Source organism: Microbacterium sp. NPDC089987 (assembly GCF_044748505.1).
GTDB lineage: Bacteria > Actinomycetota > Actinomycetes > Actinomycetales > Microbacteriaceae > Microbacterium.
This window is the reverse complement of sequence record NZ_JBIVGE010000001.1, coordinates 934,893-948,828: the sequence shown is the minus strand read 5'-3', so window position 1 is coordinate 948,828 and position 13,936 is coordinate 934,893. Positions and strand designations below refer to the sequence as shown.

Annotated in this window: 13 protein-coding genes; 2 read left to right on the top strand and 11 right to left on the bottom strand. The window is 69.4% G+C overall.

What is annotated here, in order from left to right; genetic code table 11:
* The first annotated feature begins 66 nt into the window (after positions 1-66).
* Positions 67-900: an endonuclease domain-containing protein gene (locus ACIPV2_RS04345; protein ID WP_400838842.1), complete on the top strand. Its 834-nt coding sequence runs from the start codon at positions 67-69 to the stop codon at positions 898-900.
* Positions 901-1,126: 226 nt separating this feature from the next.
* On the opposite strand, the gene ACIPV2_RS04340 is transcribed toward ACIPV2_RS04345, so the two are convergent.
* The 7 genes from ACIPV2_RS04340 to truB all read right to left on the bottom strand — a co-directional run bounded on the left by ACIPV2_RS04340 (position 1,127) and on the right by truB (position 8,069).
* Positions 1,127-2,155, bottom strand: a complete 1,029-nt coding sequence (locus ACIPV2_RS04340) for an ATP-dependent 6-phosphofructokinase (protein WP_101187041.1) — start codon at positions 2,153-2,155, stop codon at positions 1,127-1,129.
* Positions 2,156-2,373: 218 nt separating this feature from the next.
* Positions 2,374-4,539: a DEAD/DEAH box helicase gene (locus ACIPV2_RS04335; RefSeq protein ID WP_400838840.1), complete on the bottom strand. Its 2,166-nt coding sequence runs from the start codon at positions 4,537-4,539 to the stop codon at positions 2,374-2,376.
* A gap of 167 nt (positions 4,540-4,706) precedes the next feature.
* Positions 4,707-5,333 (bottom strand): hypothetical protein, encoded by a 627-nt coding sequence (locus ACIPV2_RS04330; RefSeq protein WP_400838838.1) that lies wholly within the window; start codon positions 5,331-5,333, stop codon positions 4,707-4,709.
* 66 nt (positions 5,334-5,399) lie between these two features.
* Entirely contained in the window at positions 5,400-6,350 is a 951-nt protein-coding gene (locus ACIPV2_RS04325) for a bifunctional riboflavin kinase/FAD synthetase (protein ID WP_400838836.1), read from the bottom strand.
* Entirely contained in the window at positions 6,347-6,739 is a 393-nt protein-coding gene (locus ACIPV2_RS04320) for a hypothetical protein (protein ID WP_400839915.1), read from the bottom strand. The genes ACIPV2_RS04325 and ACIPV2_RS04320 overlap by 4 nt, the downstream gene beginning before the upstream one ends.
* Before the next feature lie 71 nt (positions 6,740-6,810).
* Positions 6,811-7,179 (bottom strand): hypothetical protein, encoded by a 369-nt coding sequence (locus ACIPV2_RS04315; protein WP_400838834.1) that lies wholly within the window; start codon positions 7,177-7,179, stop codon positions 6,811-6,813.
* Positions 7,176-8,069, bottom strand: coding sequence for a tRNA pseudouridine(55) synthase TruB (truB, locus tag ACIPV2_RS04310; RefSeq protein ID WP_400838832.1), 894 nt, complete (start codon positions 8,067-8,069; stop codon positions 7,176-7,178). The genes ACIPV2_RS04315 and truB overlap by 4 nt, the downstream gene beginning before the upstream one ends.
* Before the next feature lie 73 nt (positions 8,070-8,142).
* Here truB and ACIPV2_RS04305 point away from each other — a divergent pair, with 73 nt between their 5' ends.
* Entirely contained in the window at positions 8,143-9,045 is a 903-nt protein-coding gene (locus tag ACIPV2_RS04305) for an A/G-specific adenine glycosylase (protein WP_400838830.1), read from the top strand.
* A gap of 28 nt (positions 9,046-9,073) precedes the next feature.
* Here the strand turns inward: ACIPV2_RS04305 and rbfA are convergent, their stop codons facing one another.
* The 4 genes from rbfA to nusA form a co-directional block, all read right to left on the bottom strand.
* Positions 9,074-9,502: a 30S ribosome-binding factor RbfA gene (gene rbfA, locus ACIPV2_RS04300; RefSeq protein WP_191711764.1), complete on the bottom strand. Its 429-nt coding sequence runs from the start codon at positions 9,500-9,502 to the stop codon at positions 9,074-9,076.
* 131 nt (positions 9,503-9,633) lie between these two features.
* The gene (gene infB / locus ACIPV2_RS04295; RefSeq protein ID WP_400838828.1) at positions 9,634-12,435 is read right to left on the bottom strand and encodes a translation initiation factor IF-2; all 2,802 of its coding nucleotides are present in this window, start codon (positions 12,433-12,435) and stop codon (positions 9,634-9,636) included.
* 94 nt (positions 12,436-12,529) lie between these two features.
* Positions 12,530-12,802: a YlxR family protein gene (locus ACIPV2_RS04290; RefSeq protein ID WP_101187049.1), complete on the bottom strand. Its 273-nt coding sequence runs from the start codon at positions 12,800-12,802 to the stop codon at positions 12,530-12,532.
* 60 nt (positions 12,803-12,862) lie between these two features.
* Positions 12,863-13,846, bottom strand: coding sequence for a transcription termination factor NusA (gene nusA, locus ACIPV2_RS04285; RefSeq protein ID WP_400838826.1), 984 nt, complete (start codon positions 13,844-13,846; stop codon positions 12,863-12,865).
* Positions 13,847-13,936 lie beyond the last annotated feature (90 nt).

Sequence of the window (13,936 nt, the reverse complement as noted above, 5' to 3'; positions counted from 1 at the left end):
GCCGGAAGCTTCCACAATCGGCTGTTTCCGGCTCCAGGTCTCGCTGCGTTCGCGCAGAGTAGCCTGATGCTTCTGACGGAATGGCTGCATCGACACGACGGCATCGCTCACACGTCCGAGATCTACGCGGCCGGGTTCTCGAAGCGCGCGGTGGGGGTCGCAGTGAGTCGCAGGACGCTCGTTCGCGTGCGGCGCTCGTGGATCGCGACACCCGACTGCGATCCCGCGCTTCTTGCCGCCATCGGCGCCGGAGGGCGGCTGACGTGCGTCAGCCAAGCCCGAAGGCTGGGACTCTGGGTTCCCGATGACGACGCCGTGCATCTGGTGGTGCCGCCGGGTGCAGGCAAGACGAAGGCGGCCAACGGCAGGGTCCACTGGTCCGCCGGTCCGGCGCCTGTGCATGAGCGCGCGCCTGTCGACCCGCTGATCAATGTGTTGCACCACGTCGCTCGCTGCCTCGATTCGCGTTCGGCGCTTGCGCTCTGGGACTCCGCTGTGAACAAGAAGCTGATCGCGGCAGCCGTGCTCGAGCGCGTGCGGTGGCGAGGCCGTCGCGAGCGATGTCTTGCGCGCACTGCCAGCGCTCTGAGCGACTCCTGTCTTGAGACCGAGTTCGTGCTGCTGATGAAGGCGATCGGAATCGGCGTCCGGCAGCAGGTGTGGATCGACGTGCGGCCCGTCGATGCTCTCATCGGCGAGAAGCTGATCGTGCAGCTCGACGGCTTCGAGCACCACAGCAGCGCGGCCGCGCGACGTCGGGACATCGAAGCGGATGCGCGCCTGCGGCTACGGGGATTCACTGTGCTGCGGTTCGACTACTACCAGGTCTTCTTCCAACCTGAGCTCGTCCAGGATCTGGTGCTGGCAGCAGTCGCGCAGGGGCTCCACCTCGCGGCGTGATTCCGGGCCTCGGCGGGCCGGGATCCGGCATCCTGACCCAGATCCGGATGCCCGCCTGCGAAACGTCCGGATCTCAGGCACCCTGCCGGATCGCGGGCCGCATCTCCGCACAGACCGGCGACGGCCATCTGCGCCGAGATCCGGCATCCCGACCCAGATCCGGATGCCCGCACGCGAAACGTCCGGATCTCAGTCACCCTGCCGGATCGCGGGCAGGCCATGGAGCTCAGCCGAACAGCGCGGCCGCTTCGTCGTAGCGGGCGCGAGGGACAGTGTTCAGCTCGCCCAGCGCCTCGGCGAACGGCACGCGGACGATGTCGGTGCCGCGCATCGCGACCATCTGGCCCCACGCACCGTCGACGAGGGCGTCGGCGGCATGCAGGCCGAGCCGCGTCGCGAGAACCCGGTCGAAACCCGACGGCGACCCGCCGCGCTGGATATGTCCCAGCACGGTGGAACGCGTCTCGATCCCGGTGATCCGCTCGATCTCGGGAGCGAGGATCTCGCTGATGCCGCCCAGGCGCGGACGGTTGAACGCGTCGAGCCCCTTGTCGCTGTAAGCCTCATCCATGCCCTTGAGCGTGAAACCCTCCGAGACGACGACGAGCGGCGCGCGCCCGCGCGCGGCGGCGCTGCTGACCAGCGAGCAGATCTCGTCCATCGACATCGGCACCTCGGGGATGCAGATGACGTGCGCACCCGCGGCCATGCCGGCGTGCAGCGCGATCCAGCCCACGTGCCGGCCCATGACCTCGGCGACCATGCAGCGCTGGTGCGAATCGCCCGTCGTGCGCAGGCGGTCCATCGCGTCGGTGGCGATGTTCACAGCGGTGTCGAAGCCGAAGGAGTAGTCGGTCGCGCGAAGGTCGTTGTCGATCGTCTTGGGCACGCCGAGCACGTTGATGCCGTCCTTGGCCAGGCGATCTGCGGCCGCGAGCGTGCCCTCGCCGCCGATCGCGACGATGCCGTCGATCCGGTGACCGTACATCGTCTTGGCGATGTTCTCGGCTCCCCCACGAGCGCCTTCGTACGGGTTGGTGCGGCTCGTGCCGAGGATCGTGCCGCCGACCTTCGACAGCCCCTTCACCTCGTGGCGGGTGAGCGGGAAGAAGTCGCCGTCGACGACGCCGCGCCAGCCGTCGCGGATGCCGACGAACTCGAGGTCATACGTGGTGGTGCCCTTGAGCACGATGCCGCGGATGACCGCGTTGAGCCCGGGACAGTCGCCGCCGCTGGTGAGGATGCCGATCTTCATGCTGCTGCCTTCGTGCTTCAGGGAAAGGGTAGAAGAGGCGACGCTGCCTGTCTCGACCCTAGTGCCCATCGGGCCCGAAAAGCCATTCCGCATGCGCGAAAACGAACGATCTTGCCGACGTCACCGCAGTGATGCGAGATTCTTGGGCAGATTCCCTCCCCGGACGCGAAAACGGGCGCCAAGAACACGAGTTCTTAACGCCCGTTCTCAGGTTCGCGTCACTCCGCGCCCAGAGCCTCCCGCAGCAGGTGCATGAGCGCGGCCATCTGCACCGACTCGCCCGGCTCCTCCGCGACGGCCTCACCGTCGAGGGCGCGGGCGGCCAGACCCTGCTTCTGGTCGATGAGCTCGGCGATCTTCGTGTCGAGCGTGTGCGCGGCGATGATGCGCCACGCGGTGACCGGCTCGTCCTGGCCGATGCGGTGCACGCGGTCGATCGCCTGCGTCTGCTCCGCCGCCGTCCAGCTCAGCTCTGCGAGCACGACGTTGGAGGCGACCTGCAGGTTGACGCCGACGCCGGCTGCGGTGAGCGAGCACACCGCGACGCCCACCTCGGGATCGGTGTTGAAGGCGTCGATCGCCTGCTGGCGCACGGGTGTCGTCTGGTCGCCCCGAATCGACACCGACTTGATCCCGGCGGCGGCGAAGTGCGCCTCGGCCTGATCCATCACGTCGACGTGCTTCGCGAAGAACACGACCTTCCCGACCGACCGCTGAAGCTGGGCGGCGTAGTCGGCGGCGAGCAGGGCCTTAGCCTGACCGATCTTGCGCACCATGGTGAAGACGTTGTCGCCGCCGGCTCCGGCGGCCTTCGACTCCTCGAGTTCGTTGTGGGCGACGAGACGCACGATGTCGTCGTCGATGCCCTTCGACGAGCTCAGGGACCCACCTGCAGATGTGCCGTGTGCGGCCGTGCGCGCTTCGACGATCCGGCGGTACTTCGCGGCCATGCGCTCGCCCAGCTCGCGCTCCGCCGCCCGGATGCCGCGGCCGAACTCATCGTCCAGCTGCACCGGCAGATCGGCGATGAGCTTGTCGGGCAGGTCGGCGGCGACGTCCTTCTTCTTCCGCCGCACGATGCCCATCGAGATGACGGCCTCGCGAGCCTCGGCGTAGAAGGACTTGTCCGCAGGCGTCAGTCCCGTGGCGTCGAGCTTCTCCATCAGCTCCGGCTCGGGCTTCTCGCCGTTCGTCCAGCCGAGGAAGCGCCAGATGGCGTCGAAGTCCTCGACGTCGTTGATCAGCGGCGTGCCCGTCAGCGCGAGCATCAGCGGATCGCGCGCGCTCTCGCGGATGCGGGCCGCGAGCGCCAAGACGTTCTGCGAACGCTGCGATGACAGGTTCTTGATGAAGTGCGCCTCGTCGACGACCATGCCCTTGAGCCCGATCGAGCCGAGCCACGAGAGGTGCCGGTCGAGGATCTCGTAGTTGACGATGAACACATCGGCGAAGGCGTCGATGTCGGCGCCGTCACCCTGGATCACCGCGGCGCGGCGCTGCGGCGTCCATCGCTCGACCTCGCGTGCCCAGTTCATCTTGACCACGTTCGGCACCACGACGAGCAGCGGGTAGGCATCCGCGACCGAGGCGGCGAGCACCGACTGCGCGGTCTTGCCGAGGCCGGGCTCGTCGGCGAGCAGGAAGCTGCGGTGTCCCGAGCGCACAGCCTCGACGAAGCGGGACTGGTGCACCATGACCTCGCGCCCCTTGGGCGAGATGTGGTCGTACTCGGGGGTCGGGGGCAGTTCCATCGTGGCCGCTCCCCCGCCGGCGCCCGACTCGAAGGCCTTGTACAGCGGTCCCATGAGCTCCCACCCATCGAGCCGGCGGCGGGGCACGGCCGCAGGGCGGGGCGTCAGGTCAGGGGCCAGGAACGGCGATGCCAGCAGACGCGACTCGACCGCCGGCGGGGTCACCTGCTTCTCGGCGAGCGCGGCCGGAACGACCGGGGTCTGCACGATCGGCGCGATGTCGGTGATCACCAGCTCTTCGGGAGCCAGCTCGGCTCCCGACTCGAGCAGCCAGTCACGGCGCATGCGCTTGGCGACGGGCGACGTCGCCTGGTCGGCCTCGAGCAGCTGGATCAGCGAGGTGTCGCGGGCGGCGGTCTTCGCGAGGATCGTGGCGACGCCGTCGAGCCGCTTGAGCAGCTCGACGCGGGCGGCGTCGGTCACCTCGCCGTCGGCCTTCACCCTGGCGCGCTCCTCGCGCACCAGGAACGCGATCACCTGGAACTTGACGCGGTTGGTCGGGCCCAGCTTGGCGCGCTGCGCCTTCGCCTCGATCTCGCGCACCTTGCGTGCGAGGATCGGGATCAGCGGCGCCTCTTCATCTCGACGGGACGTCTTCTTTCGCCGCGGGGCGGCGGTCGCCGTGCTCGGCATGCTCCTCCTGAGCGTGAGTACCGGTCATCCGGCGGGGCCGGATGCTGCTCTCCGTGAGCGGCTCCGATGAGGCGACCGCGAGAATGCGGAGTGCGAGGGTTGGGTGCGGACCTGGTCAGAAACGCCGATGCCAGAACCCTCATCGACAGTCTACGCCATGACTGGGGTCATCCCCAGAGCCGAGCTACCATGTCGTCGGCGTACCCCTTCATGTCGACGTTGATCCACTTCGTCGAAAGCCACGCATTGGCCTGGAAGATCTGGATCTCGCCGATCGCACCGGGCATCTCGTCCTCGAACCTCTCCTCGGCGAGGCAGCGCGTCTGCTGCGGGTCGCCGGCGACGACCTCGCAGGCCATCCCCTCGGCCTGGTACGCATCACGCAGGTTCTTGGACTGCTCTGCATCGACGAGGGCGATCGTCGTCGCGATGCCCACCTCCGACGCCACACCCCACGTGCAGCGCAGATGCGGAAGACCCTCGAGCATCTGCGCTCCGGTCGCCAGGTCGGTCGAGGGCATGGTCAGGGTCGGGTCGTCCAGGGGAAGCTGCGCCGCGATGAGGCGGTCGCGCATCGACGCACTGAAGACGTCGTCGCATGCTGCGGGGAGTGCTATGGAGTCGTCGGCAGGGGCGGCCGTGGTCGGAGGCACAGGCGTGCTCGTGCTCGCGGAACTCGGGCCGCCTGTCGGCGTGTCGGACGCCGTGGGCTCGGGCGCACCGGGGGCGCAGGCGCTCACCGCAACGGCGATGATCACAGCGCTGAAGATCGCGAGAGGCGTCCGACCCGACATGCCCCGATCGTACCTGTTCGGGGGCTCCGCACCGCAAGACCGAGCGGGAGTCCGCGCGGCAAGGATTCAGCCCTGGCCGAGGAGGCGGCTGCGGGCGACCGACACGTCGTCGGCCATCTGGGCGATGAGGGCATCCATCCCCTCGAACGCCACCATGCCGCGCAGGTGATCGGTGAACTCGACCGTCACGCGATGCCCGTACAGATCGAGCCCGGTCTCATCGAGAACATGCGCCTCCACCTGGCGACGCTCGACGTCGTCGAACGTCGGGTTGGTGCCGACAGAGATCGCAGCCGGATGCCGGATGCCCGTGTCGTGGTCGTGCAGCCAGCCGGCGTACACGCCGTCGGCGGGAGCCAGCGCGTCGATCATCTCCGACAGGTTGGCAGTGGGGAATCCCAGCTCGCGGCCGCGCTTGAGACCGTGCACGACCTCGCCGGTCACGGTGACCGGCCGGCCGAGCACCCCGGCAGCCTGCGCGACGTCGCCGGCGGCGAGCAGCTCGCGCACCCATGTCGACGAAACCCTGCGTCCGCCGCCTTCCGGAGTGACGTCGTCGACGACGTCGACGGTGAAGCCGTGCTGCGGTCCGAGCTTCTGCAGCAGCTCGGGGTCACCGGCACCTCCGCGACCGAAGCGGAAGTCCCGGCCGACCAGGATCATGGCGGCGTGCAGCGCGTCGACCAGGATGTCGCGGACGAAGTCCTCGGCGGGCACGGATGCCAGCGCGCGGTCGAAGGTGAGCACGAGAGTGGCATCGAGGTCGAGCTCGCCGAGAAGCTCGACCTTGCGGTCGATGGCGACCACGTTCTCGGGGCACAGCTCGGGTCGCAGCACCTCGAGGGGATTCCGGTCGAAGGTGACGGCGACGGTGCGGGCGCCGATCGCGCGCGCATCCTCGCGCATCCGCTCGATGACCGCGCGGTGCCCGACATGCACGCCGTCGAACTTGCCGATCGCGATGACGGACCGCCCGAAGTCGGCGGGCACCTCCGACGGATCGCGGAAGACGATCATGCTGAAGCCCCCTGGGGGCGGTGGGTGCGCAGCCACCACAGGCCGAACACGGGCAGCACCAGGGGAATGAAGAGGTAGCCCATGCCGAAGTACGACCACACGCTGTCGTGACCGAACAGCTCCGGCGCCAGCAGACTGAGGGCGCCGACCACGATCACACCGGTCAGCTCGAAGACGATCGCCACCCAGGCGACCGTGTACCAGCCGCGGCGGTGCGCGAGCACGAGGGCCAGCGTGGCGAGGATGTACACTCCTGCGGCCAGCGCCGACAGGCTGTACGCCAGCGGTGCCTCGTCGAAGCGGCGGATGACCTGAACGAAGCTGCGACCGGCGGCAGCCAGGGCCATCACGGCGTAGACGACGACGAGGACTCGGCCGATGCCCGTCATCCGGGCGCGCGAAACGGTGTGGGACATTGCGTCGTCCATCTTACGCGCGGCGACGACCGGCACCGGCGCGGTCACGCGATCTGGATCGTCCAGATCGCGTGCATCCGCCACAGCATGATGCCCAGCGACAGACCGATCACGCCCAGGATGACCGTGCTCCACCGCGTGCGATCGAGCAGGGCCCATGCCGTGCCCCCGAGGGGCAGCAGAACGGCCGAGACGAGGTAGACCCAGAACTCGAGCAGGTCGCCGGTGGGCGGGTTGCCGGCGAGCGGGGCGATGATCGCCACGACCACCTGCGCGATGAGCAGCAGCTCGACCAGCAGCAGGCTCCCGACGGTCCAATCGCTCGGACGGCGTCCGGCGAGTCCCGCGATCAGGCAGAACAGTCCGGCGGCGCACGCGACGGCGATCTGCGTCATGGTGAACCACAGGATCATCCCTGCACCTCCGGCATGTTCATCGCGCTCTTGATGTCCTTCCCTCGCGCCTCGATCACTCCGATGAGCTGACCATCCGGGTCGATCGCCGCGACCTCGGAACCGGTCAGCCGGCTCGCCTGGCCGTGCAGCCGCTTGCCGTGGCGCAGATCTGTCGCCTCCTCAGCAGAGACCGGCAGAACCGGCATGGTGCGCGCGGCAGCCTCGGCTGGCGTGAGCATCGTCGCGGAGTCGAGCTCGTCGATGCCGACCGCACCTGCGATCTCGAAGCCGCCGACGCGGGTGCGTCGCAGGGCGGTGAGATGGCCGCCGACGCCGAGCGCCGCGCCCAGATCACGGGCGAGGGCGCGGATGTATGTTCCCGACGAGCAGTCCACCACGACGTCCAGATCGATGAACCCGTCGACACGTCGGGTGCCGAGCACCTGAAAACGCGAGACCGTCACCTGCCGCGCGGCGAGCTCGACTTCTTCGCCCGCTCGCACGCGATCGTACGCGCGCCTCCCATCGACCTTGATCGCCGACACCGAGCTGGGCACCTGCGAGATGGGGCCGGTGAGTGCCGCGATGCCCCCGGCGATGCCGTCGTCGGTGATCGCCTCGACCGCCGCAGCCTCCGCTGTCGCGACGGGCTCGCCCTCGGCGTCGTCCGTGGTCGTGCGCATCCCGAGACGGATGGTGGCCGTGTAGGTCTTGTCGGCGCCGACGACGTAGGTGAGCAGCCGGGTCGCCCCCTCGATGCCGATCACCAGCAGCCCCGTCGCCATGGGGTCGAGGGTTCCGGCGTGCCCGACCTTGCGGGTTCCGAAAGCGCGCCTGGTGCGGGCGACGACGTCGTGGCTGGTCAGCCCGCCGGGCTTGTCGACGAGCAGGATGCCGGGTGAGACCATCCCTCAAGCCTAGAGCGTGTGCATGCGGTCGCCGGTGGGTCGAACGGGGACGCCTGCGACATAGGCTGGTCGGATGCCCGTGCCCTCGTCGACGCCCGCCACCGTCTGGCGTGGCGATCTGCTCGCGTGGTACGCGGCGACAGCGCGCGACCTGCCATGGCGCCGCGAGGAGTTCGCGACCGAGTACGGCGCCTGGGGCACCCTGGTGAGCGAGTTCATGCTGCAGCAGACGCCGGTGAGCAGGGTCATCCCCCACCTGGACGCGTGGCTGCGCCGCTGGCCGGCCCCCGCCGACATGTCGCAGGCGACTCCGGCGGAGGTCGTGCATCAGTGGGCGAACCTCGGCTACCCGCGGCGTGCGCTGTGGCTGCACCGCGCGGCGATCGAGATCGTCGAGCGTCACGAGGGCATCGTGCCGCGCGACGTGCCCGCCCTGCTCGCCCTCTCCGGGATCGGCGAGTACACCGCACGCGCCGTGGCGGTCTTCCACTACGGCGACCGGCATCCGGTCGTCGACACGAACACGCGTCGCGTGATCGCCAGGGCGGTCGACGGCCGCTCGCAGCCCGGCCCGCCCGCGAAGCGCGATCTCACGCGGATGGCAGATCTCCTCCCCGACGACGTCACGGAGTCGGCGATCTTCAACGCCGCCATGATGGAACTCGGCGCCGTGGTCTGCACGGCGCGCGCACCCAAGTGCGAGGTCTGCCCTCTGGCATCCGGATGCGCGTGGCTGGCCGCAGGCCGGCCCGACACCGGCGACTCGCGTCGCCGGCAGGCGCGCTACGAGGGGTCGGATCGTCAGGCGCGCGGGGCCGTGCTCCGCACCCTGCGCGTCGCGACCGACCACCGGCTGGCGGCGGAATCGGTCGCCGCCGACTGGCCGGATGCCGTGCAGCGCGACCGCGCCATAGACTCGCTCGTCGCAGACGGGCTCATCGAGGCGACCGCCGGGATGCTGATGCTGCCCCGGTGAACGGGATCGGCGTCAGTCCTCGCCGGCGTCAGTCCTCGTCTTCGTCGTCGCGACGGTACGGGTCGGCCTCGCCGGCGTGGGTCGCGGACGACGCCAGCTTCGCCACCTCCGCGTCGCGCTCGCGCGCCTCGCGCAGAAGGTCGGCGATGTGGCCGGCGCTCTCCGGCAGCGCGTCGGGGATGAACTCGAGCGTGGGCACGAGGCGCACGTTGAGCTGACGGCCCACCTCCTTGCGCAGCAGCCCGGTCGCCGACGTGAGGGCCGCGCCGCTGGCGACGCGCTCCTCATCCGTGCCGAGCACGGTGTAGAACACCGAGGCGTGCTGCAGGTCGCCTGAGACGCGCACCTCCGTGATGGTCACGAATCCGAGGCGCGGATCGCGCAGCCCCTTCTCGAGGCGCTCGGCGAGGATGACGCGGATGCGATCCGCGAGTCGTGCCTGTCGTTCTCCAGCCATTCCCTTTTCCTATACCTTCCGAGCGGATGCGGCTGTGAACCGCGGAGGCGGCTGCCTTTCCTTCGCGAGCATCGGGGCAGGGGCCCACTCTGCGAGCGAAGGAAAGGCAGCCGCCGGAGCAGCATTCAGCGTCAGCCGCGAGGCTTCTCGACGAGCTCGGTCGTCTCGATCTCGTCGCCGATCTGGATGTCGTTGTACTTGCCCAGGCCGATACCCGCCTCGAAGTCCGTGCGGACCTCGGTGACGTCGTCCTTGAAGCGGCGCAGCGACTCGATGGCCAGGCCATCGGCGATGACGACGCCGTCGCGGATGACGCGCGCCTTGGCGTTGCGCGTGATCGTTCCGGAGCGGACGATGACACCGGCGATGTTGCCGAACTTCGAGGAGCGGAACACCTCGCGGATCTCGGCGACACCCGACTTGACCTCTTCGTACTCCGGCTTGAGCATGCCCTTGAGCGAGCTCTCGATCTCGTCGATCGCGGAGTAGATGACCGAGTAGAACCGCACGTCGACGCCCTCGCGGGCGGCCGCCTCACGGGCCTTCGGGTCGGGGCGGACGTTGAAGCCCACGATGATCGCGTTGTCGATCGTCGCCAGGTTCACATCCGACTCGGTGACTGCACCGACGCCGCGGTGGATGATCCGCAGCTGCACCGAGTCGTCGACCTCGATCTTGAGCAGCGACTCCTCCAGCGCCTCAACGGCACCGGACACGTCGCCCTTGATGATGAGGTTGAGCGTCTCGACCTTGCCCTCTTCGAGAGCGCGGGTGAAGTCCTCGAGCGAGATGCGCTTGCGGGCCTTGGCCAGCAGGGCGTTGCGCTGAACGGCTTCGCGCTTCTCGGCGATCTGACGCGCCATCCGGTCTTCCTCGGTGACGATGAAGACGTCGCCGGCGCGCGGCACGGAGTTCAGACCCTGCACCTGCACCGGGCGCGACGGTGCGGCGTACTCCACCGCATCTCCGTTCTCGTCGAGCATGGCGCGCACCCGGCCATAGGCGGTGCCGGCGACGATCGAGTCGCCGACGTGCAGCGTTCCGGACTGGATCAGCACGGTGGCGACCGAACCGCGGCCCTTGTCGAGCTTCGCCTCGATGGCGACACCGCGGGCTGCCTTGTTCGGGTTGGCCGTGAGGTCGAGACCGGCGTCGGCCGTCAGCAGGACGGCGTCGACCAGCTCCTGGATGCCCGTGCCGTTGCGCGCCGAGACATCGACGAACAGCACGTCGCCGCCGTACTCCTCGGCGACCAGTCCGTACTCGGTCAGCTGCTGGCGCACCTTACCGGGGTTCGCCTCGGGCTTGTCGACCTTGTTGACCGCGACCACGATCGGGACCTGAGCGGCCTGCGCGTGGTTCAGCGCCTCCACCGTCTGCGGCATGATGCCGTCGTCGGCCGCGACCACGAGGATCGCGATGTCGGTCACCTGCGCACCACGAGCACGCATGGCGGTGAACGCCTCGTGACCGGGGGTGTCGATGAAGGTGACCGCGCGGTCGATGCCGTCGTGCTCGGTCCAGATCTGGTACGCGCCGATGTGCTGGGTGATGCCACCGGCCTCGCCCTCGATCACGTTGGACTGGCGGATCGCGTCGAGCAGACGGGTCTTACCGTGATCGACGTGACCCATGACGGTGACCACCGGCGGGCGGATCTCGAGATCCTCGCCGCTCTCGGCGTCGAGCTCGCCCTCCAGGTCGAGACCGAAGCCCTCGAGGAGCTCCTTGTCCTCGTCCTCCGGCGAGACCATCTGGATCTTGTAGCCCAGCTCCTCACCCAGCACCTCGAAGGTGGCCTCGTCGAGCGACTCGGTGGCCGTGGCCATCTCACCCAGGTTGAAGAGGATGGTGACCAGCGTCCCGGGCTGGACGGTGTAGCCGTTCAGTGCCTCGAGCTTGTCTGCGAAGTCCGCGATGGATGCGCCGCGGCGCAGGCGGATGATCTCGCCGTTGCCCTTCGAGACGTTGATGCCGCCGACGACCGGCGCCGACCGCATCTCGAACTCTTGGCGCTTCGCCCGACGCGACTTGCGCTGCTTGCTCTTGCCGCCGCCCTTGCCGAAGGCACCAGCGGTGCCACCGCCGGGTCCACGGCCACGGCCGCCACCACCGCCGGGACGACCGGCGAAGCCGCCGCCCGGACGCTGGAACCCGCCACCTGCACCTGCACCAGCACCGGCGCCACCGGGACGACCGGGGCCGCCGGGACGCTGCTGGAACGGAGCACCGGGACGACCGCCCTGACCACCGCGCGCACCAGCGCCACCGGGACGACCGGGACGCGGAGCGCCGACGCGGGGCGAACCGGGACGGGGAGCCTGCGGACGCGGGATGTTGCCGGGCGTCGGCCGCTGGCCCATGCCCTGCTGCGACGCGAACGGGTTGTTGCCCGGACGGGGACCGGCGGGACGCTGTCCCATGCCCTGTGCGGACGAGAACGGGTTGTTGCCGGGGCGCGGAGCTCCGGGCTTGGGGGCGCCACCGGGCTTCGGTGCGCTGTCGCCGGCAGCGGGAGTGCTGCCGCCGGGCTTCGGAGCCGCGGGCTTGGCCGGCCCGGGCGTGGGTGCACCGGACGTCGCTGCGGGAGCGGCGGGCTCAGCCGCAGGAGCGGCAGCCGCGGGCTCAGCGGGAGCCTCGGCGGGCGCCTCGACCGGAGCCGCCTTCTTGGCGGGACCCGGCTTGGGGCCGGGCGTCGGCGCCTTGGACGATGCGGGGGCGGACTTGGCCGCCGGCTTCGCCTCGGTCTTCTCTGCCGGCTTCGCGTTCGGGTCGGCCTCGATCGCGGCGCGCAGCTTGCGCGCCACAGGGGGCTCGACCGTCGAAGACGGGCTCTTCACGAACTCGCCGAGCTCCTTGAGCTTCGCGAGAGCGAACTTGCTGTCGACGCCGAGTTCGGCGGCGATCTCGTGCACACGTGGTTTGGCAGCCACAATTCTCCTGTCTGGGTCGGTCCGCCCAGGCAGGGCAGACCACTAGTCGCGGACGGGTCTCATTTCGAGCCGTTCACTTTGTTTCCATAGCCGTTCAGCCTTTGTTCCGGTGGAAGTGCCGTTGGATGGTCTGCGCGTCCTCCGCCTCGGGAAACCCGATGGACGGCGGCACGCGGAGTGCTCGTGCGAAGGCCCGTCGCCGCAGGGCGGTGTCGAGGCACTCGGGCGACGGATGCAGCCACGCGCCCCTCCCCGGCAGAGCAGCCCGCTCGTCGACGACGAGCCGGTCGTTCTGCACGACCACCCTGATCAGGGCGGACCGAGAGGCACGACCGCGGCAGCCTACGCACGTTCGTACAGGATCCATCTTACACCTCGGCGCATCGACCGACGCCCGCCGCACCGCGAGCGGACAGGTCGAGGGGACTCACTCCATCACGCTGTCGGGCTGGATGTCGATCTTCGCGCCGGTCAGCTTGGCGGCGAGACGGGCGTTCTGCCCCTCCTTGCCGATGGCGAGCGACAGCTGGTAGTCGGGCACCAGTGCGCGGACGGCCTTGGTGCTGGCGTCGAGCACGAACGACGACGTGACCTTCGCCGGCGACAGCGCGTGCGCGACGAAGGTCGCGAGGTCGGGGTGGTGGTCGACGATGTCGATCTTCTCCCCCGCGAGCTCCTCGGTCACCGCGCGGACGCGGCGGCCCATCTCCCCGATGCACGAGCCCTTGGCATTGACCGACGGGTCGTTGGCCTTCACGGCGATCTTGGTGCGGTGCCCGGCCTCGCGGGCGAGGGAGACGATCTCGACGAGGCCGCCGGCGATCTCGGGCACCTCGAGGGCGAACAGCTTGCGGACGAGCCCCGGGTGCGTGCGCGAGACGGTGATCTGCGGGCCCTTGGCCCCCTTGGCGACGCTGGTCACGTAGACGCGCAGACGGCGTCCGTGCGTGTACTCCTCACCCGGCACCTGCTCCTCGGGCGGGAGGATGCCCTCGACGCTGCCGAGGTCCACATGGATCATGCGCGGGTTCGGGCCCTGCTGGATGACGCCGGCGACGATGTCGCCCTCCTTGCCGCGGAATTCGCCCAGCACGGCGTCGTCTGCGATGTCGCGCAGACGCTGGCTGATCACCTGCTTCGCGGCGTACGCGGCGATGCGGCCGAAGTTCTCGGGAGTGGCCTCCTCCTCGCCGATCACCGCGTCCTCGTCATCGCGCACGGGCTGCAGCACCGCGACGTGACCGGTCTTGCGGTCCAGCTCCACGCGCACTCCGGCCGGGACGGTGCCGTCTTCCGAGACGTGCTTGCCGTAGGCGGTGAGGATGGCCTGCTCGATGATCGACACGAGTTCGTCGAAGGGAATCGCCTTCTCCTTCTCGATTCCGCGCAGCAGTGCGAGTTCGATATCCATCAGCGGTCTCCTCTATTCAGCTCTCACCGCGGACAGACGCTCCGCGGGCATCAGACAAGAATAGCCGATCCGTCGCGACCGCACCGAGAG